Annotated in this window: 26 protein-coding genes; 22 read left to right on the top strand and 4 right to left on the bottom strand. The window is 71.1% G+C overall.

Annotated features, from left to right (window positions below; all coding sequences use genetic code 11):
• Positions 1–340 precede the first annotated feature (340 nt).
• From mihF to LV79_RS27630, 13 genes are all read left to right on the top strand, one after another.
• Positions 341–658, top strand: coding sequence for an integration host factor, actinobacterial type (gene mihF, locus LV79_RS27570; protein WP_018686179.1), 318 nt, complete (start codon positions 341–343; stop codon positions 656–658).
• A complete protein-coding gene (gene gmk, locus LV79_RS27575) occupies positions 655–1,275 on the top strand; it encodes a guanylate kinase (RefSeq protein WP_253841142.1) in 621 nt (206 codons plus the stop codon). The genes mihF and gmk overlap by 4 nt, the downstream gene beginning before the upstream one ends.
• Entirely contained in the window at positions 1,272–1,559 is a 288-nt protein-coding gene (rpoZ, locus tag LV79_RS27580; RefSeq protein WP_092776269.1) for a DNA-directed RNA polymerase subunit omega, read from the top strand. Before gmk ends, rpoZ begins: the two co-directional genes overlap by 4 nt.
• Entirely contained in the window at positions 1,556–2,791 is a 1,236-nt protein-coding gene (gene coaBC / locus LV79_RS27585; RefSeq protein ID WP_253841143.1) for a bifunctional phosphopantothenoylcysteine decarboxylase/phosphopantothenate--cysteine ligase CoaBC, read from the top strand. Before rpoZ ends, coaBC begins: the two co-directional genes overlap by 4 nt.
• 63 nt (positions 2,792–2,854) lie before the next feature.
• On the top strand, positions 2,855–4,060 hold the full coding sequence (metK, locus tag LV79_RS27590) for a methionine adenosyltransferase (protein ID WP_253841144.1): 1,206 nt from the start codon (positions 2,855–2,857) through the stop codon (positions 4,058–4,060).
• Between the two features lie 85 nt (positions 4,061–4,145).
• Positions 4,146–4,538 (top strand): DUF5313 family protein, encoded by a 393-nt coding sequence (locus LV79_RS27595; RefSeq protein WP_253841145.1) that lies wholly within the window; start codon positions 4,146–4,148, stop codon positions 4,536–4,538.
• A gap of 21 nt (positions 4,539–4,559) precedes the next feature.
• Positions 4,560–6,611, top strand: coding sequence for a primosomal protein N' (locus tag LV79_RS27600; protein WP_253841146.1), 2,052 nt, complete (start codon positions 4,560–4,562; stop codon positions 6,609–6,611).
• Positions 6,612–6,690: 79 nt separating this feature from the next.
• On the top strand, positions 6,691–7,236 hold the full coding sequence (gene def / locus LV79_RS27605; RefSeq protein WP_253841147.1) for a peptide deformylase: 546 nt from the start codon (positions 6,691–6,693) through the stop codon (positions 7,234–7,236).
• A complete protein-coding gene (fmt, locus tag LV79_RS27610) occupies positions 7,236–8,162 on the top strand; it encodes a methionyl-tRNA formyltransferase (RefSeq protein WP_253841148.1) in 927 nt (308 codons plus the stop codon). The genes def and fmt overlap by 1 nt, the downstream gene beginning before the upstream one ends.
• Positions 8,159–9,589 carry an RsmB/NOP family class I SAM-dependent RNA methyltransferase gene (locus tag LV79_RS27615; RefSeq protein ID WP_253841149.1) on the top strand — a complete coding sequence of 477 codons (1,431 nt, stop codon included), beginning with the start codon at positions 8,159–8,161 and terminating at the stop codon, positions 9,587–9,589. Before fmt ends, LV79_RS27615 begins: the two co-directional genes overlap by 4 nt.
• Entirely contained in the window at positions 9,586–10,080 is a 495-nt protein-coding gene (locus tag LV79_RS27620; protein WP_253841150.1) for a flavoprotein, read from the top strand. Before LV79_RS27615 ends, LV79_RS27620 begins: the two co-directional genes overlap by 4 nt.
• Positions 10,081–10,185: 105 nt before the next feature.
• The gene (locus tag LV79_RS27625) at positions 10,186–11,166 is read left to right on the top strand and encodes an asparaginase (protein ID WP_253841151.1); all 981 of its coding nucleotides are present in this window, start codon (positions 10,186–10,188) and stop codon (positions 11,164–11,166) included.
• 32 nt (positions 11,167–11,198) lie between these two features.
• A complete protein-coding gene (locus LV79_RS27630) occupies positions 11,199–11,846 on the top strand; it encodes an O-methyltransferase (protein WP_253841152.1) in 648 nt (215 codons plus the stop codon).
• Here LV79_RS27630 and LV79_RS27635 read toward each other — a convergent pair.
• From LV79_RS27635 to LV79_RS27645, 3 genes are read right to left on the bottom strand one after another with little or no spacing between them, the layout of a single operon-like run.
• Positions 11,843–12,583: an HNH endonuclease family protein gene (locus LV79_RS27635; RefSeq protein WP_253841153.1), complete on the bottom strand. Its 741-nt coding sequence runs from the start codon at positions 12,581–12,583 to the stop codon at positions 11,843–11,845. The genes LV79_RS27630 and LV79_RS27635 overlap by 4 nt on opposite strands.
• Positions 12,580–13,938 (bottom strand): AAA family ATPase, encoded by a 1,359-nt coding sequence (locus LV79_RS27640; protein ID WP_253841154.1) that lies wholly within the window; start codon positions 13,936–13,938, stop codon positions 12,580–12,582. The genes LV79_RS27635 and LV79_RS27640 overlap by 4 nt, the downstream gene beginning before the upstream one ends.
• Positions 13,939–13,989: 51 nt before the next feature.
• A complete protein-coding gene (locus LV79_RS27645; RefSeq protein ID WP_253841155.1) occupies positions 13,990–15,078 on the bottom strand; it encodes an FAD-dependent oxidoreductase in 1,089 nt (362 codons plus the stop codon).
• 195 nt (positions 15,079–15,273) lie between these two features.
• Between LV79_RS27645 and LV79_RS27650 the strand changes: the two genes are divergently transcribed.
• The 3 genes from LV79_RS27650 to LV79_RS27660 are packed head-to-tail and all read left to right on the top strand — an operon-like array spanning position 15,274 to position 18,093.
• Positions 15,274–16,254: an amino acid ABC transporter permease gene (locus tag LV79_RS27650; protein WP_372495478.1), complete on the top strand. Its 981-nt coding sequence runs from the start codon at positions 15,274–15,276 to the stop codon at positions 16,252–16,254.
• Positions 16,251–17,012, top strand: a complete 762-nt coding sequence (locus LV79_RS27655) for an amino acid ABC transporter ATP-binding protein (protein ID WP_253841156.1) — start codon at positions 16,251–16,253, stop codon at positions 17,010–17,012. Before LV79_RS27650 ends, LV79_RS27655 begins: the two co-directional genes overlap by 4 nt.
• Before the next feature lie 58 nt (positions 17,013–17,070).
• Positions 17,071–18,093, top strand: a complete 1,023-nt coding sequence (locus tag LV79_RS27660) for a transporter substrate-binding domain-containing protein (protein ID WP_253841157.1) — start codon at positions 17,071–17,073, stop codon at positions 18,091–18,093.
• 66 nt (positions 18,094–18,159) lie between these two features.
• Here LV79_RS27660 and LV79_RS27665 read toward each other — a convergent pair whose 3' ends face one another.
• On the bottom strand, positions 18,160–18,858 hold the full coding sequence (locus tag LV79_RS27665) for a GNAT family N-acetyltransferase (protein WP_253841158.1): 699 nt from the start codon (positions 18,856–18,858) through the stop codon (positions 18,160–18,162).
• A 149-nt stretch (positions 18,859–19,007) separates the two neighbouring features.
• Between LV79_RS27665 and LV79_RS27670 the strand changes: the two genes are divergently transcribed.
• From LV79_RS27670 to LV79_RS27695, 6 genes are all read left to right on the top strand, one after another.
• The gene (locus LV79_RS27670) at positions 19,008–20,018 is read left to right on the top strand and encodes an LLM class flavin-dependent oxidoreductase (RefSeq protein ID WP_253841159.1); all 1,011 of its coding nucleotides are present in this window, start codon (positions 19,008–19,010) and stop codon (positions 20,016–20,018) included.
• A gap of 31 nt (positions 20,019–20,049) precedes the next feature.
• On the top strand, positions 20,050–21,390 hold the full coding sequence (locus LV79_RS27675; protein ID WP_253841160.1) for an NtaA/DmoA family FMN-dependent monooxygenase: 1,341 nt from the start codon (positions 20,050–20,052) through the stop codon (positions 21,388–21,390).
• Positions 21,391–22,096: 706 nt separating this feature from the next.
• Positions 22,097–23,116, top strand: coding sequence for an N-acetyl-gamma-glutamyl-phosphate reductase (argC, locus tag LV79_RS27680; protein WP_253841161.1), 1,020 nt, complete (start codon positions 22,097–22,099; stop codon positions 23,114–23,116).
• On the top strand, positions 23,113–24,297 hold the full coding sequence (gene argJ, locus LV79_RS27685) for a bifunctional glutamate N-acetyltransferase/amino-acid acetyltransferase ArgJ (protein WP_253841162.1): 1,185 nt from the start codon (positions 23,113–23,115) through the stop codon (positions 24,295–24,297). The genes argC and argJ overlap by 4 nt, the downstream gene beginning before the upstream one ends.
• Positions 24,294–25,175 carry an acetylglutamate kinase gene (gene argB, locus LV79_RS27690; protein WP_253841163.1) on the top strand — a complete coding sequence of 294 codons (882 nt, stop codon included), beginning with the start codon at positions 24,294–24,296 and terminating at the stop codon, positions 25,173–25,175. Before argJ ends, argB begins: the two co-directional genes overlap by 4 nt.
• A gap of 2 nt (positions 25,176–25,177) precedes the next feature.
• Complete coding sequence (locus LV79_RS27695; RefSeq protein WP_253841164.1) at positions 25,178–26,383, top strand: acetylornithine transaminase; 1,206 nt, start codon at positions 25,178–25,180, stop codon at positions 26,381–26,383.
• Position 26,384 lies beyond the last annotated feature (1 nt).

Raw genomic sequence — 26,384 nt, forward strand, 5'->3', positions numbered from 1 at the left:
GCCCGTTTCGGGCCCCGCGGGGGCTTTCGTGCTGCCCGCGTCGTGTTCGCCCAGGTAGACGGCTATGGGCTGACCGGGTGTGTTCAGGGGGCTCCCAGGAGTGGCGGAGGCGACACTTTCGCCAACCGCCGGTGTCCCGATCGCGCTGCGTGACCGCTGCTGTGACGGTCGGCACGGCGGTGAATTCCCAGGTCAGCCCCGCGAAGATCACGCGTTGTTGATCAACTTCTGGCCCGGGGTCACGCACCGCACATGCTGGACCCGCGTTGTCCCCGCAGGCCAGGGGTCGGTAACGTCGCGGCACCGATCCGGAAGAAATCCCACCCCCACGGAGGAAATCGTGGCCCTTCCCCAGCTGACCGAGGAGCAGCGGGCCGCAGCGCTGGAGAAGGCGGCTGCCGCCCGTCGCGCCCGAGCCGAGCTCAAGGAGCGCCTGAAGCGAGGCGGAACCACCCTCAAGGACGTGCTGGCCCAGTCTGACAACGACGAGGTCCTGGGCAAGATGAAGGTCACCGCGCTGCTGGAGGCCCTGCCGGGCGTCGGCAAGGTGCGTGCCCAGCAGATCATCGAGCGCCTGGAGATCGCGCCGAGCAGGCGCCTGCGCGGCCTTGGTGACCGCCAGCGCAAGGCGTTGCTGGCCGAGTTCAGCGGCGAGTGACCGAGCAATCGCCTGGCCGTGGGCCGGGACCGGGCGTAGCGCCCCGGTCCCGGCTCACTGTCGTCTCCGGCCCGTCGGGGGTCGGCAAGTCGAGCGTGGTCGCCGAACTGCGCAGGCTGCACCCCGACGTCTACTTCAGCGTCTCGGCCACCACCCGGGCCCCGCGCCCCGGTGAGGTCGACGGCGCGCACTACCACTTCGTCGACCGCGCGGAGTTCGCGCGGATGCACGCCGAGGGCGAACTGCTCGAGCACGCGGAATACGCGGGCAACTGCTACGGCACCCCGCGCGGCCCGGTGCGCGCCGCGCTCGCCGAGGGCAGGCCCGCCGTGCTGGAGATCGAGCTGCAGGGGGCCCGCCAGGTGCGCCTGGCCATGCCGGACGCCCTGCTGGTCATGCTGGTGCCCCCGTCGTGGGACGCCCTGGTGTCCCGGCTGACCGGCCGCGGCACCGAGGATCCCGAGGTGGTGGCGCACCGGCTGGCGGTGGCCAAGCAGGAACTGGCCGCCGAGTCGGAGTTCGACGCGGTCGTGGTGAACGCCGATGTGCCGACCGCCGCGCGGGAGTTGCTAACCTTGGTGCTTCCGGACCCCTCGAACCAGGAGTGCACCGAGTGATCACCCCTACCGAGCTTGGCGCTCTCGGCGAGCCGACGACGCAGCTCGAAGGCATCACCAACCCCCCGATCGACGACCTGCTCGACAAGGTCAGCTCGAAGTACGCGCTGGTCATCTACGCGGCCAAGCGCGCGCGGCAGATCAACGACTACTACGCGCAGCTCGGCGAGGGCCTGCTGGAGTACGTCGGCCCGCTGGTGGAGCCCGGTCCCCGGGAGAAGCCGCTGTCCATCGCCCTGCGCGAGATCCACTCCGGCCTGCTTGAGCACACCGAGGGCGAGTGACCGAGCGGCCACGGGTCGTCCTGGGCGTCGGTGGCGGCATCGCCGCCTACAAGGCCTGTGAGGTGCTGCGCCGGTTGACCGAGTCCGGTCACGAGGTGCGCGTGGTGCCCACCGAGGCCGCGCTGCGCTTCGTCGGCGCGGCCACGTTCGAGGCCCTTTCGGGCAACAAGGTCCACACCGGCGTGTTCTCCGACGTGCCGGAGGTGCCGCACGTCCGGCTCGGCCAGCGGGCTGACCTGGTCGTGGTGGTCCCGGCGACCGCCGACCTGCTGGCCAAGGCCGCCAACGGCCTCGCCGACGACCTGCTCACCGGCACCCTGCTCACCGCGCGGTGCCCGGTGCTGATGGTCCCGGCCATGCACACCGAGATGTGGGAGCACCCGGCCACCCAGGCCAACGTCGCCACCCTGCGCACGCGCGGGACCGTGGTGACCGAGCCCGCCAGCGGCAGGCTCACCGGCGCCGACACGGGCAAGGGACGGCTGGCGGACCCCGCCGAGATCGTCGACCTCGCCCGGCTGCTGCTGCACCGGCCGGACGCGCTGCCCCGCGACCTCGAGGGGGTTCGGGTCGTCGTCTCCGCCGGTGGGACCCGTGAGCCGCTCGACCCGGTCCGCTACCTGGGCAACCGCTCCTCCGGCAAGCAGGGCTACGCGCTGGCCCGCACCGCCGCCCAGCGCGGCGCCCGGGTGACGCTGGTCTCGGCGCACACCGTCGCGCTGCCGGAACCGGCGGGCGTCGAGGTGGTGCGCGTGGGGACCGCCGCGCAGCTGCGCGACGCGGTGCACGCGGCCGCCGACGGCGCCGACGTGGTGGTGATGGCCGCCGCCGTCGCCGACTTCCGGCCGGTGACGACGGCCACGTACAAGATCAAGAAGACCGGCCGCGACCCGGACCCGGTCGCGCTCACCCGCAACGCCGACGTGCTGGCCGAGCTGGTCGACGCCCGCACCTCGGGCGCGCTGCCGCCCGAGCAGGTCATCGTGGGGTTCGCGGCCGAGACCGGCGACTCGGGCGCCGACGTGCTCGACCACGCGCGCGCCAAGCTCAAGCGCAAGGGCTGTGATCTCCTGGTGGTCAACGCGGTCGGCGAGGGCAAGGCGTTCGAGACCGAGGACAACGCGGGCTGGTTGTTGTCGTCGTCGGGCGCCGAACGCCCGATCGCGTTGGGCTCGAAGGCGCAACTCGCCACCGAAGTCTGGGACTCCGTTGTGGGACTGCTCAAACGGTGAGCCGCCCCAGGGCCCGTTTCAGTACAGTTGCCCGGACACAGGGCGGACGATGTGGGGTAACTCGTGAGCGAGAACGGCAGCCGTAGGCTCTTTACTTCCGAGTCGGTCACCGAAGGCCACCCGGACAAGATCTGCGACGCGATCAGCGATGCGGTGCTCGACGCGCTGCTGGCCAAGGACCCGCGATCACGCGTCGCGGTGGAGACCCTGGTCACCACCGGCCAGGTGCACGTCGCCGGTGAGGTGACGACCGAGGCGTACGCCGACATCCCGAGCATCGTGCGCGACGTCATCCTGCGCATCGGCTACGACTCCTCGGCCAAGGGGTTCGACGGCAACTCGTGCGGCGTGAACGTGGCCATCGGCGCGCAGTCCGCGGACATCGCCCAGGGCGTCGACACCGCGCACGAGACCCGGGTGGAGAACGCGCTCGACGAGATCGACCGCCAGGGCGCCGGTGACCAGGGCCTGATGTTCGGCTACGCCTGCACCGACACCCCCGAGCTGATGCCGCTGCCGATCGCGCTGGCGCACCGCCTCTCCAAGCGGCTGACCAAGGTCCGCAAGGACGGCGTGCTGCCCTACCTGCGCCCGGACGGCAAGACCCAGGTCACCATCGAGTACGACGGCGACCGCGCGGTCCGGCTCGACACCGTCGTGGTGTCCTCCCAGCACGCCGAGGGCGTCGACCTGGACAAGCTGCTCGGCGTGGACGTGCGCGAGCAGGTGGTGCTCCCCGAGATCGGCGAGCTCGACCTCGACTCCAGCGACGTCCGCCTGCTGGTCAACCCGACCGGTCGGTTCGTCATCGGCGGCCCGATGGGTGACGCCGGCCTGACCGGCCGCAAGATCATCGTCGACACCTACGGCGGCATGGCCCGCCACGGCGGTGGCGCGTTCTCCGGCAAGGACCCGTCGAAGGTGGACCGCTCGGCGGCCTACGCGATGCGCTGGGTGGCCAAGAACGCGGTCGCCGCCGGGCTCGCGGACCGCATCGAGGTGCAGGTCGCCTACGCGATCGGCAAGGCGGCCCCGGTCGGCCTGTTCGTGGAGACCTTCGGCACCGAGAAGGTCGACCCGGCCAAGATCCAGACCGCCGTGCGCGAGGTGTTCGACCTGCGCCCGGCCGCGATCATCCGGGACCTGGACCTGCTGCGCCCCATCTACGCCCAGACCGCCGCGTACGGCCACTTCGGCCGCCCGGAGCTGGACCTGCCGTGGGAGCGCACCGACCGCGTCGACGACCTGCGCACGGCCGCGGGCGCGTAAGAGCTTTCGTCAGCATCACCTCTTCCCCATTGGGTACCCGTGGGGGAGAGGTGATGTTCTTATGTGGGCACCTACGATTCGTGGAGTGCACTTCCAGCGACCGAACCCCCTGCGATGGCTGTGGTACGCGGTCGGTGGCAGCCTCCCGGACCGGTACCGCTCCTGGGTGCTGTGGGACCTGACCGCGAGCACCTGGGTTCTCCGGCACTTCGCGCGGGTGCTGGTGTTGTTCACGCCGCTGTGGTTGCTGTTGCTGGTTCCGGGACCGCTGTCCCTGCGGTTCTCCATGGTGGCCGCCGGGTACGCCACCGGGCTGTACTTCTCGTTGTCGTTCATGGAGGACGCGTGCGAGCGGCGCCTCATCAAGCACGGCTACCCCGTAGGCCTCAACCGCCGCATCCGCGAAGAGGCCGAGACCGGCGACCGAGCCGAGATCGTCACCCTCTACGCGTCCTACCACCAGGACCGTTCGGACTGAGCGTCTGGTAGACCAGCCCCTATGTCCGAACCCGACCCCGACGCACTCTTCGACGTCGCGGTGTCGAAACCACCACCACCGGCCCCGGCCAAGGGGCGGCAAGCCGCCGCGCCTGAACTGCCCGTGGCGAAGGTGTGGGTGGACGCCCCCTTGGCCCACTTGGACCGCACGTTCGACTACCTCGTGCCCGAGAAGCTCGACGCCGAGGTCGTCGTGGGGTGCCGTGTGCGCGTGCGGTTCAACCGACAGCTGACCGACGGGTTCGTTGCCGAGAGGGTTGCCGAATCGGACCTAGAGACCAGCCGGTTGTTGTTCCTGGACAAGGTTGTCTCGCCGGAGCCGGTTCTCTCACCCGAGGTCGCTGGCCTCTGCCGTGCTGTGGCAGACCGGTACGGCGGCACGATGATCGACGTCCTGCGGCTGGCAGTCCCACCTCGCCACGCGCGCGTAGAGGCCGAGGAACCCGTTGAGCCTGCCGCGGCTCCCGCGCCACCAGACCCCGCAGGATGGTCGCGCTACCCGCGAGGAGCGGCGTTCCTGGACGCGTTGCACGCCGGACGCCAGGCGCACGCTGTGTGGCAGGCGCTACCGGGGGAGGACTGGCCCGCACGCTTGGCAGAGGTAGCCGCTACTGCCGCCTCCGCTGACCGTGGCGCTGTCATCGTCGTACCCGACCACCGGGACGTCACGCGTGTGCGCGCCGCGTGCGCCGCCTTGGTGGGGGAGGACGGCGTCGTCGCGCTCTCGGCCGACCTAGGACCGGCTAAGCGCTACCGGGGTTGGTTGTCCGTCCGTCGCGGGGTGGCCCGGATCGTCGTAGGCACACGGGCGACCGCCTACGCACCCGTGGCCAATCCCGGGGTTCTTATCGTGTGGGACGACGGGGACGACCAGCACTCAGACCCGCGTTCGCCCTACCCGCACGTGCGGGATGTGTTGATCCAGCGAGCCACTCGCACCGGCGCGGCCATGCTCGTGGCCGGGTTCGCGCGGACCGCCGAGGCGCAACTGCTCGTGGAAACCGGGTGGGCGCCGGAGATCGTCGCCGGCCGCACCGAACTGCGTGCCGCCGCCCCCAGGGTGACCGCCATCGGCGAGCACGACTCGCAGCTGGCTCGCGACCCCGCCGCACGCACTGCCCGTGTTCCGTCGGTCGCCTTCGACGCGGCGCGGGCGGCGTTGTCGGCCGGGCACCCGGTGCTGGTCCAGGTGCCGCGCCGGGGGTACGTGCCCGCGTTGACCTGCCAGGAGTGCCGGGCCCCCGCCCGCTGCCGCCGGTGCGCGGGACCGCTGGGCATTCCGCCGTCTGCAGGCGAGGCCCGCCCACCCGCGTGCCGGTGGTGCGCGGCTACCGAGGCCAACTTCCGGTGCCAGAACTGCGGTTCGCGACGTCTGCGGGCCGCTGTCATCGGCGCGAAGCGGACCGCGGAGGAACTCGGGCGCGCCTTCACCGGGTTCCCCGTCCGCACCTCCGGTGCCAAGGAGGTCCTCGCGACCGTCGACGCCAAACCGGCGCTGGTGGTGGCCACGCCGGGTGCCGAACCGGTCGCCGAGGGCGGGTACGGCGCGGCGCTGCTGCTCGACGGCTGGGCGTTGCTCAGCCGCGTCGACCTGCGGGCCGCCGAGGAGGCCCTGCGCCGCTGGATGACCGCCGCCGCCCTGGTCCGGCCCGGCACCGACGGCGGTCGGGTCGTCGTCCTCGCCGACTCCACGCTCGCCCCGGTCCAGGCCCTCGTCCGCTGGGACCCAGCGTGGCACGCGGGCGTCGAACTGGCCGCCCGCACGGAACTCGGCTTCCCGCCCGCCGTGCGCATGGCGTCGGTCGAGGGTCCGCCCAACGCTGTCGCGAAGCTCTTGGCGGAGCTTCCCCTACCGTCCACAGGCGAGATCCTCGGTCCCGTACCGCTAGGTGACCCTGAGTCCCCGGATACCCGCGAACGCGCTCTTATCCGCGTCGCCCGTCCGGAGGGCCGTGAGTTGGCCGCCGTTCTCGCCAAGGCGCAGGCCGTCCGCACCGCCCGCAAGGACCCGGACCCGCTGCGGGTCCAACTCGACCCGCTGGACCTCATCTGACTCACCCGACGCCGTCGGCGGGTGCGCACGCGGGGTGAATAGACTGGTCCGACCGAAGGTGGTTGTCGAGGGGAGACGTGTGACCGTCCAGCAGATCCGGCTATTCGGCGACCCCGTGCTGCGCACCCCGGCCGCCGAGGTCGTCGACTTCGACCGGGAGTTGCGCAACCTGGTGCGCGACCTGTGGGACACCATGCGGGACGAGGGCGGCGCCGGTCTGGCCGCGCCCCAGCTGGGCGTCGGGCTGCGGGTGTTCACCTACGCCTGCGACGGCGCCGAGGGTCACCTGGTCAACCCGGTCTGGACCGCGCTCGACGAAGAGGTCCAGGTAGGACCGGAGGGCTGCCTGTCCATCCCCGGCTTCTCCTGGGACTGCCAGCGGCTGCGCAACGTTGTGGCGCGCGGCTTCAACATGCACGGCGAGCCCATCGAGGTCGAGGGCAGCGACCTGCTGGCCCGCTGCATCCAGCACGAGACCGACCACCTGGATGGCGTGCTGTTCCTCGACCGGCTCGACGACGAGACCCGCAAGCGGGCGATGGGCGAGATCCGGCAGGCCGAGTGGTTCGACGGCGCCGTGCCCACGCTCAAGCAGAGCCCGCACCCGCTGTTCGGGGCCCGCTGATGCGCCTGGTGTTCGCCGGGACACCTGAGGTGGCGCTGCCGTCGCTGCGGGCGCTGATCGCGTCCCGGCACGAGGTCGCCGCCGTCGTCACCCGCCCCGACGCCCCCGCCGGGCGCGGGCAGCGCACCTCGCGCTCCCCGGTCGGGGCGCTCGCCGACGAGCACGGCATCGAGGTGCTCACCCCGCACAAGGCGTCCGACCCCGAGTTCCTGCGGCGGCTGCGCGAGATCGGCCCCGACCTGTGCCCGGTCGTCGCCTACGGCGCGCTGCTGCGCCAGGCCGCGCTGGACATCCCGCCGCACGGGTGGGTGAACCTGCACTTCTCCGTCCTGCCCGCGTGGCGCGGTGCCGCCCCGGTGCAGGCCGCGATCCGGCACGGTGACGAGATCACCGGTGCCAGCACGTTCCGCATCGTCCGCGAGTTGGACGCGGGTCCGGTCTTCGGTGTCGTCACCGAGCCGATCCGCCCCGACGACACCGCGGGCGTGCTGCTCGACCGGCTCGCCGACTCCGGCGCCGGGCTCCTCGCGTCCACTGTGGACGGGATCGCGGACGGCGTGCTGTCCGCTGTCGACCAGTCGGCCGACGGCGTCAGCCACGCTGCCAAGATCACCGTCGACGACGCCAGGGTGGACTTCGGCCACCCCGGGCTCGCCGTCGACCGGTTGATCCGCGCGGTCACCCCCGATCCGGGCGCCTGGACCGACTTCCGGGGCGAACGCCTCAAGCTCGGTCCGGTCACCCGGGCCGAGTCCGACACCGCCCTGGCCCCCGGCGAGCTGCTCGTCGAGCGCAAGCGGGTCCTCGTCGGCACCGCCAGTTGGCCGGTGCGCCTCGGCGAGGTCCAGGCCCAGGGCAAGAAACGCATGCAGGCCACCGACTGGGCCCGCGGCACCAGGATCGAGCCCGGGGAGCGAGTGGGATGACCCAGCCAGGCAAGCGAGCGCACCGACCGTCACGACCGAGCCGCGCGCACCCGCCGCGCAGGCCCGCGACGCCGGAGCGCCCACCGATCGACGACCCGGCCCGCCGCGCGGCGCTCGACGTCCTGCGCGCGGTGCGCAACGACGACGCTTACGCGAACCTCGTGCTGCCGAAGCTCCTGCGCCAACGCAAGATCACGGGCCGCGACGCCGCGTTGGCCACCGAACTCGCCTACGGCACCTGCCGCGCGTGGGGTCTGCTCGACGAGGTCCTCGCCGAGTGCGTCGACCGCCCGCTGAACAAGGTCGAGCCGGTGCTGCTCGACGCGCTGCGGCTGGGCACCTACCAGTTGCTGCGCACCAGGATCCCCGCGCACGCCGCCGTCGCGTCCACTGTGGACCTGGTGCGGGCCGACCTCGGCCCCCGGGTCACCGGGTTCGCCAACGCGGTGCTGCGCAAGGTCACCGACCGCGACGAGGCGGGCTGGCTCGAGGTCATCGCCCCCGCGCGCGACGAGGACCCGATCGGGCACCTCGCCGCGCACACCAGCCACCCGCGCTGGATCGCCCGCGCCTTCGCCGACGCGCTCGGCTCCACCGGCGACGAACTCGCCGACGCGCTCGCGGCCGACGACCAGCGTCCCGAGGTGCACCTGGCCGCGCGGCCGGGCGAGGTCACCGCCGAGGAACTGGCCGCCATGACCGGCGGCGACCCGGCCCCGTACTCGCCCTACGGCGTCCGGCTCGAAGCGGGCTCCGGCGACCCGGGCGATCTCGACGCGATCCGCGAACGCCTCGCGGGCGTGCAGGACGAGGGCAGCCAGCTGTGCGCGCTCGCCCTGACCCGCGCCCCGGTCGAGGGCGCCGACAGCCGCTGGCTCGACCTGTGCGCGGGCCCCGGCGGCAAGGCCGCGATGCTCGGCGCGCTGGCCGTGATCAACGGCGGCACCCTGGACGCGGTCGAGGTCGCGCCGCACCGGGCCAAGCTCGTCGAGCAGATCACCCAGGGCCTGCCGGTCACCGTGCACGTCGCCGACGGCCGCGAACCCGGCCTGGAGGGCACCTTCGACCGCGTCCTGGTCGACGCCCCGTGCACCGGTCTCGGCGCGCTGCGCCGCAGGCCCGAGGCCCGCTGGCGCCGCATGCCCGAGGACGTCGGCGACCTCACCAAGATCCAGCGCGAACTGCTCACCAGCGCGCTCGACCTGGTCCGCCCGGGCGGCGTCGTCGCCTACGTCGTCTGCTCACCGCACCTGTCAGAGACCGAGGGCGTCGTCTCGTCGGTCGCCCGCGCCACCGGGGCGACCGTCCTCGACGCGCGGACCTGCTTCCCCGAGGACATGCCAGGCCTCGGCGACGGCCCGCACGTCCAGCTGTGGCCGCACCGCCACGGCACCGACGCCATGTTCTGCGCCCTGCTCCGCCGGTGATCCTGGGTCTGGTCGCGGCCGCGGGCGGTGGTCTGGAGCAGCGCCTGCGCCGCGAACTGGCCGAGCCCGCCGCGGCCAGGGGCTGGGACCTGGCGATCACCTTCACCCCCACGGCGGGCCGGTGGATGGCCGAGGCAGGGGAGACCGCGCGTCTGCAGGCCCTTACCCCGCTGCCGGTCCGCACCCACGCGCGGCTGCCCAGCGAACCCAAGCCCTACCCAGTACCGGACGCGTTCCTGTTCGTCCCGGCGACCGCGAACTCCCTGGCCAAACTCGCGCTCGGCATCCAGGACAACCAGGCCCTCACCGCCCTGGCCGAGGCCATGGGCACCCCGGGCCTGCTCGTCGTCATCCGCCCCCAGGCCAACCCCGCCCAACGCGCCCACCCGATGTTCACCCCACACCTCAACACCCTCCGCTCCGCAGGCTGCGTCATCGCCGACGACAAACCCACCGCGCCCTGGGAGCTGATGCTCGACCTGCTGGGCTGATCGTGACGCACACAACCGTGGAAAAGACCGCGTTGGGTGCGACCATCACCATGGCCTGCGCGCAGACGCTCGGGTCTGCCGCCCAGTGAGCTTGGTGGAGGGTCCGTGACGCGGGTAGCGGTGATCGGCATGGGTGGCACCATCGCCATGGCTCCTGGCGCGGGCGGTGGGGTGGTTCCGGCGTTGGACGCCAGTGACCTCGTCGCGGCGGTGCCGGGGTTGGCGGAGTTGGGTCTGGAGATCACCGCGTGTGGGTTGCGGTCGTTGCCGAGTCCGTCGATCGGGTTCGGGGACCTGGTGGCGCTCGCGGGCACCGTTCAGGCGGAGATCGACGCGGGTGCCGCTGGTGTCGTGGTCACGCACGGGACCGACACCATCGAGGAGACCGCCCTCTTCCTGGACCTCACCATCGACTCCGACGTCCCCGTCGTGGTCACCGGCGCGATGCGCCACCCCACTTCCGCCGGTGCCGACGGGCCCGCGAACCTCTTCGCCGCGATCCGGGTCGCGGTGTCCGACGCCGCCCGGGGGCTCGGTGCGCTGGTGGTCATGTCCGACGAGGTGCACGGCGCGCGGTTCGTCCGCAAGGGGCACACCAGCAGCACCGCCGCGTTCGTCTCGCCCGGGTTCGGCCCGCTGGGGCTGGTCGTCGAGGGTGAGCCCCGGCTGCGCGGCACACCCCGGGTCCCGCTGCACCTGCCCGCCGCGCCCGGCGTGTCCGACCTCCGGGTCGCGCTGGTGACGGTCGCGCTCGGCGATGACGGTGAGCTGCTTCGCCTAGGTGGCCCTGCCTTCGACGGCATCGTTCTAGCCGGGCTCGGCGCGGGGCACGTGCCCGCCACGATGGTGCCGGTGGTCTCCGAGGTCGCCGCGCGCGTGCCGGTGGTGCTCGCTTCGCGTACCGGGTCGGGGCCGGTACTACGGCACACCTACGGCTACCCGGGCTCGGAGCGCGACCTGCTCGACCGGGGTCTGGTGCACGCGGGCTTCCTCGACCCGGCCAAGGCGCGGGTGCTGCTGCAGCTGCTCCTGGCCAACGGCGCCGACCGTGCCGCGATCGTGAGTGCCTTCGACCACTATCGGTGACCTCGCGAGCGCGTTCGGCTTAGATGGCGGCCATGGACATCGTTTCCCCGGCCCTGAGCGACTACCTGCTGGCCCACTCCACCCAGCCCGATGACCTGCTGCGCGAGCTGGCCGCCGAGACCGCCGCCGAGTTCCCCGACGCCGCCCGCATGCAGATCAGCCACGACGAGGGCGAGCTGCTCACCACCCTGGTCCGGCTGGTCGGCGCCCGCTACGCCGTCGAGGTCGGGGTGTTCACCGGCTACTCGTCGCTGTGCATCGCCAGGGGCCTGCCCACCGACGGCCGGTTGCTGGCCTGCGACGTCAGCGAGGAGTGGACCAAGATCGCCCGCCGCTACTGGGACCGGGCCGGGGTCGCCGACCGCGTCGACCTGCGCATCGCCCCCGCCGTCGAGACCCTGCGCGCGTTGCCCACCGACCCGGTCGTCGACTTCGCCTTCATCGACGCGGACAAGAAGGGCTACGTGTCGTACTACGAGGAGCTCGTCCCGCGCGTGCGCCCCGGCGGCCTGATCGTTCTAGACAACGTCCTCCAGGGGGGCCGCGTAGCCGACCCCGCCGCTACTGACGAGATCACCGCCGCCATCCGCGAGGTGAACACCCATGTAGCCGCTGACCCGCGCGTGGCCGTCACCATGCTGCCTGTCCGCGATGGCGTCACCTTGGCCAGGAAGCTCTAACGCGTCGTCAACTGCTCGCGCAGTCTCGGCCGTAGCAACACAGCCAGCACCTCGGGTTGGTCGGAGAAGATCTCCTCCGCGCCCGGCCGGGTGCTGTAGCGGACCATCGCCTGGACGACGTCGGCGAACGGCTGCTCGCGGACCGTGCGGATGACCCGCCGCATCGTCTCGCCGTCGTCGACGCGCTCCGCGGTCTCCCAGCGCTCGAACAGGAACCCGAGGGTGATGCGGGCTTGTTGCCGACCGCGGGTCAGGATGTCCCGGTTGAGCCCGCACACCTGTTCCGTCACCTCGCCGCGCTCGGTAAGAGGCCGGTATCGACCTAACGTCAGCGACAGGGCTAAGTGCTCGAACGGGTCGTCGACGGTCGGGTCCAACAGCAGCGGCTTGCCCCGGGCGTCGCGGGGGAACTGGTCGCGCTTGTGGTGGCTGTTGCAGACCGAGCACGCCAACAGGTGGTTATGCCACGCGAAGGCCAGCAGGGGAGTTAGCGCTACCGGGGAGAAGTGGTCGATGTCGGTGCCCTGGTTGTCGCCGCAGTACATGCAGCGTTCGCGACCGGGGGCGAACTCGCGTAATCGGGCACCGAGCGACTGGCGCAACTGCGCTCGTGCGCGCCAGAGGGTCCGCGCCTTCCCGGACTGCTCCTTGCGCGGGACGGCTCTTACCCCGTCTGTGGCGCGCTGCAACGACTCCGCCAGCTCCTCGGGCAGCGGCGGCCGCTCCAAGCGGATCATCGCTGCTCGTCACCGGCGATCAGCCGCGCGGCCACCTCTGTCACCCTGGCCGACGGCGAGCTCGTCAAGGTCTGCTTCAGCGCCCGGTAGCGGTCCCGCTCGGCCTCGTCGGCCACCCCGTCGAGCACCTTGAGCTCCAGCTCCACCAGCAGGTGCCGCAGCGTGATCGCCCGCTTCGAGTACGCGGTGTCCAACCCGAACAGGTCCGAGAGCACCGCGTCGTCGCCGGTTCCGTAGACGATCCGCTCCCACAGGTCGCCGTCGACGGTCTGCGGGCTGACGTCCTCGTCCGGGCCGGGCAACCGGATCAACCCGGCCGGGTCGGCGGACTGGCAGATGTAGGGGCTGTGCGTGGTGACGATGAACTGGATCTGCGGGAAGTGCGCCTTGAGCCACTCGCCGATCCGCTTCTGCCAGGACACGTGCAGGTGCGCGTCGATCTCGTCGATGATCACCACGCCGGGCACCCCGACGACCGTGCCGTCGCTGTCGAGCCGCAGGTCGCCGTAGCTCTCGTAGAGCTGCTTGAGCAGGTCGACCACCAGCGCGACCACGGTCCGGTAGCCGTCGCTCATCTCCCGCAGCGGGAACCGGTGCCCGCCGTCGGAGATCCACAGGCCCTCGGAGTCGACCTCGCTGATCCGGTAGTCGTCGGGCAGCAGGCCGTCGCCGAGGATGCGCAGCGCGGACTCCTTGAGGTAGCGGGCACCCTCGCGCCGCTCCAGCGCCCGCAGGTGCTGCTCGATCAGCCACGCGACGCCCTCGGCCAGCGAGGCGTCCTCGTGGAACAGGCTGGCCATCCGCGCCACGCTGCCCGCGCCCAGCATCAGCCGCTGCACGTCGCCGGTGCCGCCGACCAACCGCCGGAACGGCCCGTAGGCCGCGCAGAACCACCCGGACGGGTTGTCGTGCCACGGCCCGTTGCGCGGCGCGGTCTTGGCCCGCCCGTCCTCGCTGTGCTCCTCCAACGACGGCTGCACCGGCCGCCTGGCCCACGCGGTGTCCTCCGCGTCCGCCGCCGTCCACCGCAACCCCGCCCAGAACGGCCGCTCGGGCGGCCGCCCCTTCTTGAACCGCTCGAAGTTCAGGTCGAACGTCAGCTGCACGGCCGCCGTCGCGTGGGTCTCGCCGACGGAGATCCAGTTGTCGAAGTCCGCCACCAGCGTCCGCGCCGCCGCCGGTCCGCCCACCGCCAACGCGATGCCGCGCAGCAACGACGTCTTCCCGGACCCGTTGCGCCCGGCCAACACCGTCCACCCGGCGTAGGTGTTGTCGGGCCTGCGCAAGTCCAGGTCGACCGTCCGGCCACCGTGGAACCCCCGGACGTTCACCAACCGGACCCGCGACACGTACATACCCGAACACTATCGCCTCCCACCGACAACGACCCCCGGTGAGCAGGGCTTTCAGAGCGCGAACCGGGCCGCCGGGCGCTTGCCGGTGGTGGCCAGGTCGGCCAGGACCTCGCCCACCGCGGGCAGGAACTTGAAGCCGTGCCCGGAGAACCCGGCACCCACCACCACGGGGCCTACCCGATCGAGGATGAAGTCCGAGTTCGTTGTGCTCGTGTACGTGCAACTGATCGGGGTGAAGGTGTCGGGATCGACGCCAGGTAGCCATGTCCGCGCGTAGTCCTGCAACGCCGCTAACTGCCCGGGTTCGGGTAAGAAGTCGCGGTTGTCAGGGTCGACGACAGGGCCAACGCCGTGGAACCCCGCCTTGATCCCGTGTCCCGGTGTGGCCAACCCGTACACGCCGCTGGGATACGGGTCCTCTATGTGGTGCACGAACGAGGGCCAACCCGTTGTCGCGCCAGCGAAGTACGCGGGCTGCTCCTGCGTGACCCGCAGCGGTGGGAGGGTGAGCACTGCGTCCAAGAGCTTCGCTGACCACGCGCCAACCGTCACGACCGCCGCCCGCGCGACCACCGTCCCGTCGTCGGTGTCCACCTCCACCAGGTCATTGCGCACCCGCAAGCGTTTGACCGGTGACTCGTGGCGGATCTGCGCGCCCGCCGAGGCCGCGGCCGACTGCAACGCCGCCACGGCGGCGTCCGCGTCGAGCGTCCCGCTGACCGGGTGGAAGAACACGGTGCCGTCGAACCTGATCCCCGGCCACCGCTCGGTCGCTTCCCCGACCGGCACGAACGACCCGGGGCTCCCCGCTCGGGCGACCGCGTCGGCCAACGCCGTCAGCGGCACCTGACCGTGATCGATCCCGCCGGTGATCTCCAACAGTTCTTTGCCGGTGAGCGATTCGAGTTCAAGCCAGAGCCGGTGCGCGCGCCGCGCCAACTCGACGTAATCGGGTTCGGAGTACGTCACCCGGAAAATGCGCGAGGCACCGTGCGAGGCCCCGAACACGTGACCAGCGGTGAACCGTTCCAGGAGCACCACATCCGTTCCGCGCGCCGCCAACCGCCACGCCGCAGCGGAACCGACACCGCCGCCACCGATGACGACGACATCGGCGGTGCGCCGCGGGGAAACGGTCACGACTGCTCACCTCTCGTTCCCGGTGGCGCATTTCCTCCACTATGGACCACGCCCACGTTTCCAGTCAGTTTCCGGATTCCCGCCGGGGTTGTCCACGAGACGATCATGGCTCTCACATGCTGAACACCGCTTCCCGACGGCCCAGGTCGTCCTAGCATCTGCCGCGTCCACCACGCACCAATCCGTGGAGCCCCCGTGACCTCCTCCTCCCCGCCGAAGCCCGCAAGGGAATCCGAGTTACCGAAACCGGTGGAAGAAACCACCGATGACCTCATCGACAAACTGCAGTCGCGCAAGGTCGTGCCGTTGCGCCATCCGTGGCGGTGGGCGGCGAGCCTGGTCGTCGTGGTGCTGCTCGCGCAGGCCGCGCACGCGCTGACCACCAACGATGCCTTCCAGTGGGACGCTTTCGGCTACTGGTTCACCCGTCCGGTGGTTGTCGAGGGGCTCTTGCTGACCCTGCAGTTGACCGGCTTGTCAGCGGTTTTCGGACTTCTCGGCGGGATCTTGCTCGCGCTGATGCGGCTCTCGCGCAACCCGGTGCTGCAATCGGTGGCGTGGGCCTACATCTGGCTGTTCCGGTCGATCCCGCTGATCGTGCTGCTGCTGTTCCTGGCGAACATCACCGCCCTCTACGCGACCCTCAGCCTCGGAATCCCGTTCGGTCCGTCGTTTGTGGAGTTCAGCGCCAACGACCTGCTCAGCTTCTACATGGTGGCCGTGCTCGGTCTCAGCCTCAACGAAGCCGCTTACGCCGCGGAGATCGTGCGTTCCGGCATCATCTCCGTCGACCAGAGCCAACTGGAAGCGGCGTCCGCGCTGGGCCTTCCGAAGGGTCGGCAATACCGCAGGATCATCCTGCCACAAGCCACTAGGGCGATCATTCCCGCTTACGCCAACCAGCTCATCGGGTTGCTCAAGGGAACCTCGGTCGTTTACATCACCTCGCTGCTGGAGCTGTTCGGCGTCGTGCAGAGCCAGGCCAGCATCAACAGCGGTCAGATCATCCCGCTGCTCATGGTCGGCACCATCTGGTACATCGTCCTCACCAGCCTCCTGTCGGTCGTCCAGTACTACCTGGAGCGGTATTTCTCCCGCGGCGCACTGCGGACCGTGCCGCCCACCCCGTTCCAGCGCTTGAGGTCCCGTCTGCGCACTACGGGGGTGGCACGATGACTGTGGCAGTCAAGGTAAGAGGCGCGGTCAAGACCTACGGCACCAACAGGGTCTTAGACGAAGTCGACTTCACCGCCCAGGCGGGCCAGGTCACCGCGATCATCGGGCCGTCCGGCTCCGGTAAGTCCACCCTGCTCCGGGCGATCAACCACCTGGAGCCGTTGGACAGCGGTTACGTGACCGTCCGAGGTGAACTCATCGGCGTCCGGTTGCACAAGGGCAGGCTGCGCGAGTTGAGCGAACGCGCCATCTTGCGGCAACGGTCCCGGATCGGGTTCGTGTTCCAGAGCCTCAACCTGTTCCCGCACCTGTCGGTGGTGGAGAACATCATCGAGGCGCCCGTGGTCACCCAGCGCGTGCCCAAGCAGCAGGCCATCAAGCAGGCCAAGGAGTTGCTGGCCAAGGTGGGGCTGGCCGACAAGTTCGACGCCTACCCCCGGCAGCTCTCCGGCGGCCAGCAGCAGCGGGTCGCCATCGCGCGGGCGCTGGCGCTCGAGCCGGAGCTGATCCTGTTCGACGAGCCGACCTCCGCGCTCGACCCCGAGCTGGTGGGTGAGGTGCTCACCGTCATCCGGGACCTCGCGGCGGCGGGCACCACGATGATCGTGGTCACCCACGAGATCGGCTTCGCCCGCGAGGTCGCCGACCACGTCGTGTTCATCGACGCGGGCCGCATCGTCGAACAGGGCCCACCCAGCCAGGTCCTCGTCGCGCCCGAGCACGACCGCACCCGGGAGTTCCTCGGCAAGCTCGTCTGACCCTGTCGTGCCGGACAGGTTTTCCACCACGGTGAAAGAAACGAAGAGAAGGACAGCCATGCGCTCTTACCCGAGATCCGTCCGCTTATCGCTGACCGCGGCTACCGCCGTTGTCGCCCTGGCGAGCCTGAGCGCCTGCGGCTCGTCGTCCACCCCGCCCGCCAACGCCGCCGTCGACGCCAGCGGCAACACCGTCGTCACCGTCGCGGGCAACACCGACTTCACCACGCCGATCCAGCTCACCGTGCCGAAGGTGGAGGCGATCCGGGCGAAGCTGCCCAAGGCGATCGTCGACCGCGGCACCCTCATCATCGGCGTCGGCGGCCTGCCCAACAGCACCCCGCCGCTCGACCTCATCGGCTCGGACCAGAAGACCCTCACCGGCAGCGAGCCCGACCTCGGCCGCCTCGTCGCCGCGGTGTTCGGCCTGACCCCGGACGTGCAGAACGCGTCGTGGCAGAACCTGTTCGTGCGGCTCAAGTCCGGCCAGTTCGACGCGGGCTTCTCCAACATCACCGTCACCGAGGAGCGCAAGACCCAGGGGCTGGAGTTCGCCTCTTACCGCAAGGACGACCTCGGGTTCGAGGTGAACAAGGACGACCCGTGGAACTTCGACGGCAACTACCAGAGCCTGGCCGGTAAGACCGTCGCGGTGAACACCGGCACCAACCAGGAGAAGATCCTGCTGGAGTGGCGCAACAAGCTGCAGGCCGAGGGCAAGACGCTGGAGGTCCGCAACTTCGCCGACACCAACAGCACCTACCTGGCCCTGTCGTCCAAGCGCATCGACGCCTACTTCTACCCGAACCCCACGGTCGCCTACCACGTCGCCAAGACCGCGTCGACGCCCACGCCGACCCGCAGCGCGGGCAGCTACTCGGGCGCGGGCGCCACGCTCCAGGGGCTGATCGCGGCCACCACCAAGAAGGACAGCGGTCTCGCCGTGCCGCTCGCCGAGGCGATCAACTACCTCATCGAGAACGGCCAGTACGAGAAGCTCCTCGCCGCCTACGGCCTGCAGAACGAGGCGCTCAAGAAGTCCGAGGTGAACCCGCCAGGGCTGCCGATCAACAACAGCTGACGACACGCGGAGGCCCTGGTTCCCAGAGGAGCCAGGGCCTTTTCGCGTTACGCCGGTTGCACTGCGTTACGCCGGCTGCGTTACCGGCACGCGCACCGCGGTAAACCTGACGTGGCGCCGCAACCGGAACCCGAGCGTCTCGTAGAGCCGGATCGCGTTGGTGTTCGCCGCGCCGGTGTGGAGGAAGGGCGTCTCACCCCGCGCGCGGATCCCCGCCGCGACAGTTAGCACCAACCGCGTCGCCAGCCCCTGCCCTCGGAAGGCGGGATCGGTGCACACCGCGCTGATCTCCGTCCACCCCGGCGGGTGCAGCCGTTCACCGGCCATCGCCACCAACGCGCCCTCGTGGCGGAAACCGACGTAGTTGCCCAACAGAATTGTCCTGGGCAGGAACGGTCCGGGCTGCGTGCGCGTCACCAGGTCGATCATCTCCGGCACGTCCGCCTGGGTCAGCTGGATCGCCTCCGGGTCCACGCGCGGCCGAAGGTGGTCGTCGACGAGCTGCACCCCCGCGATGTCCAGCGTGGTCTCCCACGCCTCCTGCGGCTGCGGCAACCCCGGCGACACCAGCACCTCGTTGCCCGCCCCGGCCAACCCGGCGATGTCCGCCCACACCCCGGGACCGGCCGTCGCGTCGGCGCCGAGGAACGGGGCCACGTCCACGGGGTACCGCGCGGCACCGCCCCGCCGCTCGGCCAGGTGCGCGTGGCCCCCGGTCAGCGACGCCCACACGGCGTTGTCCAGCAAAGACTCGTCAGCGCTCACACCCGCTCCTCGCACACTCGACCGGCCGGGAAATCCAAACACAGCAGGTGTTCAAGACACGCTCTTATTCCCGTCAGCGCGCGACGTCTCACATGCTGGGTGGCCCTGACCGCGCCTTCTAGCCTCGGTTTTGAGCACTGGGAGGGAACATGTCGTTGTTCTTGGCGGTCGAACTCGATGGCGCGGGCGCACATCCGGCCGCGTGGCGCGCGAGCGGGGCAGCACCCGGCTCTGTGCTTAGCCCCAACGTGTTGCGTGAGGCGGTAGCCCTAGCTGACGAAGGCGGGTTCACCCTCGCGACGTTCGCGGACTCCCCGGTTCCGCCCAGCACCGGTGTTGACGTGGCAGGCCGTCTGGAGGCGGTAGGTCGGGCCGCGTTCGTGAGCACCACGACCCGGTACATCGGTCTGGCGCCGTCGGTGCCGACCGCGACGACCGAGCCGTTCCACCTGGCCGCGCAGATCGCCAGCCTCGACCACGCCACCCGCGGCCGCGCGGCCTGGGTCGTCGAGGGCTCCGGTCCCGCCGAACTCGCCACCGTCGGCACGGACGGGCCGCCGGGGGAGACCGCCGAGGTCGTGGCCGCCGTGCGCGCGCTGTGGGACTCGTGGGAGGACGACGCGGTCATCAAGGACGTCGCCACCGGCCGCTACCTCGACCCCGACAAGGTCCACCACGTCGACTTCACCGGCTCGTCGTTCACCGTCAAGGGCCCGCTGATCACGCCCCGCCCGCCGCAGGGCCAACCGGTCGTCCTCGCCGCGGGCGGTCTCGACGTCGGCGCCGACATCACGCTGCTCGACGCCAAGGCCGACGTCGCAGCCGCCCGAGCCGCGGGTGCCCGGCTGGTGTTCGCGGAACTGGAGGTCGTGCTCGACGCGCACAAGCCCGCCGCGGCCCGGCTCGCGGACCTGAACCGCGCCACGCCGTGGAACTCCCGCCGCACCCGCTTCACCGGTTCCGTGGACGGCCTGGTGGCCCTGCTCGCGGACCTGGCCGGGACCTTCGACGGCGTCCGCTTGCACCCGGCCGTGCTGGCGGTCGACCTCCCGGTCCTCGTCGACCGGGTGCTCCCGTCGCTCGACGTCCCCGCGCGCGGGGACACGCTGCGGTCGAGCCTCGGGCTGGCCAGGCCAGCCAACCAGTTCGAGACCCACTAGCCGGTCCAGCCCGATGCGAGGGAGTGCCCCAGTGAGCCAGCCGCGTTTGCACCTCGGCGTCTTCTACACCGGCGTCGGCCAGCAGTACGTGTGGCAGGACCCCGGCAACGCCGACCACACCACCATCGACACCTTCGTCGAGATCGCCCGCACCCTGGAGCGCGGCCTGTTCGACGCGTTCTTCCTGGGGGAGGGGCTGCGGGTGCGGGAGAACCGGGGCCGGGTCCTGGCCACCGACGTCGCCGGTCGGCCGGACGCGCTGACCCAGCTCGCCGCCCTCGCCGGGGCCACCACCCACATCGGCCTGGTGGCCACCCAGAACACCACCTACAACTTCCCCGCCGACCTGGCCCGCAGGCTGTCCACACTGGACCTGCTCTCCGACGGCCGCGCGGGCTGGAACATCGTCACCACGGACAACGCCTGGACGGGCGCCAACTTCCGCCGCGGCGGCTGGCTCGAGCACGACCGCCGCTACGAGCGCGCGACCGAGTTCGTCGAGGCGGCCAAGGCCATCTGGTCCTCGTGGTCCGACGACGCGATCGCCCCGGACCCGACCGCGGCGGCGTGGTCCGCACCCGGCTCGATCCGCGCCGTGGAACGCCACACCGACCTGGTGGACCTCACCGTCGTGCCCACGTTGCCCCGCAGCAGGCAGAGCCGCCCGGTCCTGTTCCAGGCAGGCGACTCACCCGGCGGCCGCGACCTCGCCGCCCGCCACGCCGACGTCGTGTTCTCGGCCAACACCGAGTACGAGAAGGCTGTCGCCTACGCCACCGACCTGCGCCGCCGCCTCGCCGCCCACGGCCGTTCCCCCGACTCGCTGCGCATCCTGCCCGGCGCCACCGTCGTCCTGGGCGCCACCGCCGCCGAGGCCGCCGACCGCGCCGACTGGCTCCGCCGCGAGCAGATCAACCCCCAACGCGCCATCGGCTACCTGGAGCAGTACTGGGGCAAAGACCTCTCCGCCTACGACCCCGACGGCCCCCTCCCCGACATCGACCCCGCCGAGGGCGAGCTGGACCCGTCCCGAGGCACCCTCTCCATCGCCCACCGCACCGGCAAACACGACCGCATCCGCGAATGGCGCCAACTGGCCGCCGACAAGAACCTCTCCATCCGCGAACTGGTCCTCGCCGTCCACCCCCGAGAACACACCTTCATCGGCACCCCCACCCAAATCGCCGACCAATGGACCCACTACATCACCACCCGCGCCGTAGACGGCTTCAACATCTCCCCCTACAACGTCCCCGCCACCATCACCGACGTCGTCGACCTCTTAGTCCCCCAACTCCAAGACCGAGGCATCTACCGAACCCACTACGAAACCCACACCCTCCGCGACCACTTGGACCTCCCACCCCTCTAACCCCGGCACCTCCACCGATCTCACGCTCTACCCGCCAGCGGCAGCCCTCGGTACCCGCGACCTCTGCCGCCCTAGCCCCCGCTCCGCGTGGGTCTCACTGCCCACTCCCGCGCCACTCCGTGGTTCCCCACCCGCGCCCTTGACCCCACAACCCGCGCCGCCATCCAGTCCTGCCGACGTATCGCAGCGCCGTTGACCCCACAGCCCGCGCCGCTGTCTGGTCGCGGGTGTTGACCCCCGACCTCCCGCTCGCCACCCGGCCCCGCCGGCGGCCTCACGCCCCCAACCCCCACACAGTCATCCAGTCCAGCCACCCCGCGGGAGCCCTACCTCGCCCGTAACCCCCACACTCCGCACCTAGCCCTACCGCCCCGCGGCACCCCCACCGCGGCTCGTTTCCCCTACCGCGACCAGGTCCCCCCACCGCCACCGGTCTCGCGCGCGCAGGCAACCACCAGCCCGGCCCCCACCCTCTCCGGGGGGCGGCCCCGGTGCCATTCTACCAGGTCAGGGCCGCGCGCGATCTTCCACAAGCACCCGGGGACCGTCTCCTGTGGATAACTCCGTCACCGGTTCGAGTGATTTCCGGAGCGCGTCCCAGTCGGCGCCACCATCGACCCCGAACCGCGTCAAGAGCCCTGTGGTGCCGTTCACGATCGGGGAAACGGCGTTGAGTGGTTTTGCACGGGCGTGCATACTCATCCACATGACGGTGCGGGTGGCGGTGGCGGGGGCGAGTGGGTACGCCGGGGGCGAGGTCCTCCGGTTGCTGCTCAGCCACCCCGGGGTCGAGATCGGGGCGCTCACCGCGGGCGGCAACGCGGGTGCTCGGCTGGGGCAGCTCCAGCCGCACCTGTTGCCGTTGGCCGACCGGGTGCTCGCTGAGACGTCCGCGGAGACGCTCGCCGGGCACGATGTCGTGTTCCTCGCTCTCCCGCACGGTCACTCGGCTGCCGTCGCCGCGCAACTCGGGCCGGACACCGTGGTGATCGACTGCGGGGCGGACCACCGGCTGACCGACGCGGCGGACTGGGAGCGCTGGTACGGCTCGCCGCATGCCGGGCACTGGCCGTACGGGTTGCCCGAGCTCCCCAACGGTCGCGAGAAGCTCAAGGGGACCAAGCGCGTTGCCGTCCCCGGGTGCTATCCCACGGTCAGTTCGCTCGCGCTGGCCCCCGCCGTCGAGCACGGTCTTATCGCCGACGAGGTCGTAGTCGTCGCGGTCTCCGGTACCTCCGGCGCGGGTAAGAGCCTCAAGACGAACCTCTTGGGCTCCGAAGTCATGGGCTCGCTTAGCGCCTACGGCGTAGGTGGCACCCACCGGCACACGCCCGAGATCATCCAGAACCTCAGCGCCATCGCCGGACGCAGGATCAACGTCTCGTTCACCCCGGTCCTGGCGCCGCTCCCGCGAGGCATCCTCGCGACCTGCACCGCACCGATCGTCGGAGAAGGCAACGTAAGAGAGATCTACGAGCGCGCCTACGCCAACGAGCCGTTCGTGCACCTCTTGCCGCAAGACCAGTGGCCCACGACGGCCGCCGTTCTCGGCTCTAACGCTGTCCAGCTCCAGGTCACCGTTGACGAAGACCTGCGGCGGCTCGTCGTGGTCGCCGCTATCGACAACCTGACCAAGGGCACGGCGGGCGCCGCCGTGCAGTCCATGAACATCGCACTCGGCCTCCCGGAGACGGCGGGCCTGTCCACCGTGGGGGTCGCACCGTGAGCGGGAACATCAACCGGGAGCACGGAGTCGCCACCGCCGCGGGCTTCCGGGCGGCCGGGGTCGTCGCCGGGATCAAGTCCAACGGCAAGCCCGACCTGACCCTCGTGGTCAACGACGGCCCGTCCACCGCTGCCGCCGGCGTGTTCACCCGCAACAAGGTCAAGGCCGCGCCCGTGCTGTGGTCGAGCCAGGTCCTCACCTCCGGCTCCCTCAAGGCCGTCGTCCTCAACTCCGGTGGCGCCAACGCCTGCACCGGCCCCGAGGGCTTCCAGGACACCCACGCCACCGCCGAGAAGGTCGCCGACGTGCTCGGGGTCGGCGCCATCGACGTGGCCGTGTGCTCCACCGGCCTCATCGGCGAGCGCCTGCCGATGGACGCCGTGCGCTCCGGTGTCGACCTCGCCGCCAAGGAACTCGGCACCGGCGCGCAGGCGGGTCTCGCCGCCGCCACGGGCGTCATGACCACCGACACCGTCGCGAAGCAGACCGCGCTGACCCACCCCGACGGCTGGACGGTCGGCGGGTTCGCCAAGGGCGCCGGGATGTGCGCGCCGAACATGGCCACGATGCTCAGCGTCATCACCAGCGACGCCGTGCTCGACGCCGCGGCCGTCGACGCCGCCCTGCACGCCGCCGTGGACACGACCTTCAACCGCCTCGACGTCGACGGCGGCACGTCCACCAACGACACGGTGCTCCTGCTGGTCTCCGGCGCTTCCGGCGTCGAGGTCGCCCCGGCCGCGTTCACCGAGGCGCTCACCGCCGTCTGCGCGGACCTGGTCGCCCAGCTGCAGGCCGACGCCGAGGGCGTGACCAAGCACGTGACCATCACCGTGCGCGGCGCCGCGTCCGACGCCGAGGCGGTCGCCGCCGCGCGCGCCGTCGCGGTCGACAACCTGTGCAAGACCGCGTTCTTCGCCAGCGACCCCAACTGGGGCCGCATCGCGATGGCCGTCGGCAACGCGCCCACCGCGTTCGACTCGACCAACCTCGACATCGTGCTCAACGGCGTATCGGTCTGCCGCGCGGGCAGGCGCGACCGGGAACGCCACGAGGCCGACCTGTCCGGCCGCGACATCCTCGTCGAGATCGACCTGCACGCGGGCGACGGCACCGGCACCGTCCTCACCACCGACCTCTCGCACGCCTACGTCGAAGAGAACAGCGCCTACTCGTCATGACCACCACCCCGGCCGACAAAGCGGGCGTCCTCATCGAGGCGCTGCCCTGGCTGCGCCGCCTGCACGGCGCGCTGGTCGTGGTCAAGTACGGCGGCAACGCCATGGTCGACGACGACCTCAAGCGCGCGTTCGCCGAGGACATGGTGTTCCTGCGGCTCGCGGGCCTGCGACCGGTCGTGGTGCACGGCGGCGGACCGCAGATCGGCGCCATGCTCACCGCGATGGGCATCCCCAGCGAGTTCCGCGCGGGCCTGCGGGTCACCACCCCGGCCGCGATGGACGTCGTCCGCATGGTCCTCACCGGGCAGGTCAGCCGGGAACTGGTGAGCCTGCTCAACCAGCACGGCCCTTACGCCGTCGGCATCTCCGGTGAGGACGCCCGGTTGTTCACCGCCGAGCGCCGCACCGCGTTCATAGATGGCGAAGAGGTCGACCTCGGACTGGTCGGCGATGTTGTCGCCGTTGACCCCGCCGCCGTGCTCGACATCGTTGGCGCTGGCCGCATCCCGGTAGTGTCCACAGTGGCTGCCGACCGCGATGGGGTTACCCACAACGTCAACGCTGACACCGCTGCCGCCGCGCTAGCGATCGCGTTGCGCGCGGAGAAGCTGGTAGTCCTGACGGACGTCGAAGGCCTCTACGCGAACTGGCCGGACCGCTCGTCCCTGCTGCACGAGATCCGCGCGGGCGAGCTGGCCACGCTGCTGCCGGACCTGGAAAGCGGCATGGTGCCCAAGATGGAGGCCTGCCTGCGCGCGGTCACCGGCGGCGTCCCGCGCGCGCACGTCATCGACGGCAGGCTCGCGCACTCGGTTCTGCTCGAAGTGTTCACCAGCGGTGGCGTCGGCACGATGGTGCTGCCGGACGAGGGGGAGTAGTCATGGTCGGGTCCAACCTGGACGGTCAGACGCGGTGGAAGTCCGCGCTGATGGACAACTACGGCACGCCCGGGATCGCGCTCGTGCGCGGTGAGGGGTCCCACGTGTGGGACGCCGACGGCAACCGCTACCTCGACCTCGTCGGCGGTATCGCCACCAACGTGCTCGGCCACGCCCACCCGGCCGTCGTCGCCGCGGTCACCGCGCAGGTCGCCACCATCGCGCACACCTCCAACCTCTACGTGAACCCGGTCGCGGTCGAGCTCGCCGAGGCGCTGCTCGACGTCGCGGGCCTCACCGGCGGCGCCAAGGTCCTGTTCTGCAACTCCGGCGCCGAGGCCAACGAGACCGCGTTCAAGCTGACCCGGCTCACCGGCAGGCCCAAGGTCATCGCCACCACCGGCGCCTTCCACGGCCGCACGATGGGCTCGCTGACCCTCACCGGCCAGCCTGCCAAGCGCGACCCGTTCCAGCCGCTGGTCCCCGGGGTCGAGCACATCCCCTTCGGTGACGTCGCCGCCCTGCGCGCCGCCGTCGACGCCGACACCGCCGCCGTGATCCTGGAGCCGGTCCTGGGCGAGGGCGGCGTGGTCCCGGCCCCCGACGGCTACCTCCAGGCGGCCAGGGAGATCACCAGCGCCGCGGGCGCCCTGCTCATCCTCGACGAGGTGCAGACCGGCATCGGTCGCCTCGGCAGCTGGTTCGCGTTCCAGCAGGCGGGCATCACCCCGGACATCTTCACCCTGGCCAAGGGCCTCGGTGGCGGTCTGCCCCTCGGCGCGTGCGTCGCCGTCGGCCCCGCTGCGGACTTGTTCGCCGCCGGTCACCACGGCACCACCTTCGGCGGTAACGCTGTCTGCGCCGCAGCTGGTCTCGCGGTCCTACGCACCATCGCCGCAGACGGGATCCTGGAGCACGTTTCCGCTCTAGGTAAGGACCTCGCCGCGGGCATCGAGCAGCTCGACCACCCTCTAGTCGCGGCCGTGCGCGGTAGCGGCCTCCTGCTCGGGGTAGCGCTGACGGCTCCGATCTCCGGCGCGGTCGCGACCGCCGCGGCGGCCAAGGGCTTCCTGGTCAACAACGTCCAGCCCGACACCGTCAGACTCGCCCCGCCGCTGATCCTCACCGAGGAGGAAGCGGGCGAGTTCGTCGCCGCCCTCCCCGGCATCCTGGACACCGCCGCCGCCAAGACCCCGGTGGAGGCCTGAG

The organism is Actinokineospora globicatena (assembly GCF_024171945.1).
Classification (GTDB): Bacteria; Actinomycetota; Actinomycetes; order Mycobacteriales; family Pseudonocardiaceae; genus Actinokineospora; species Actinokineospora globicatena.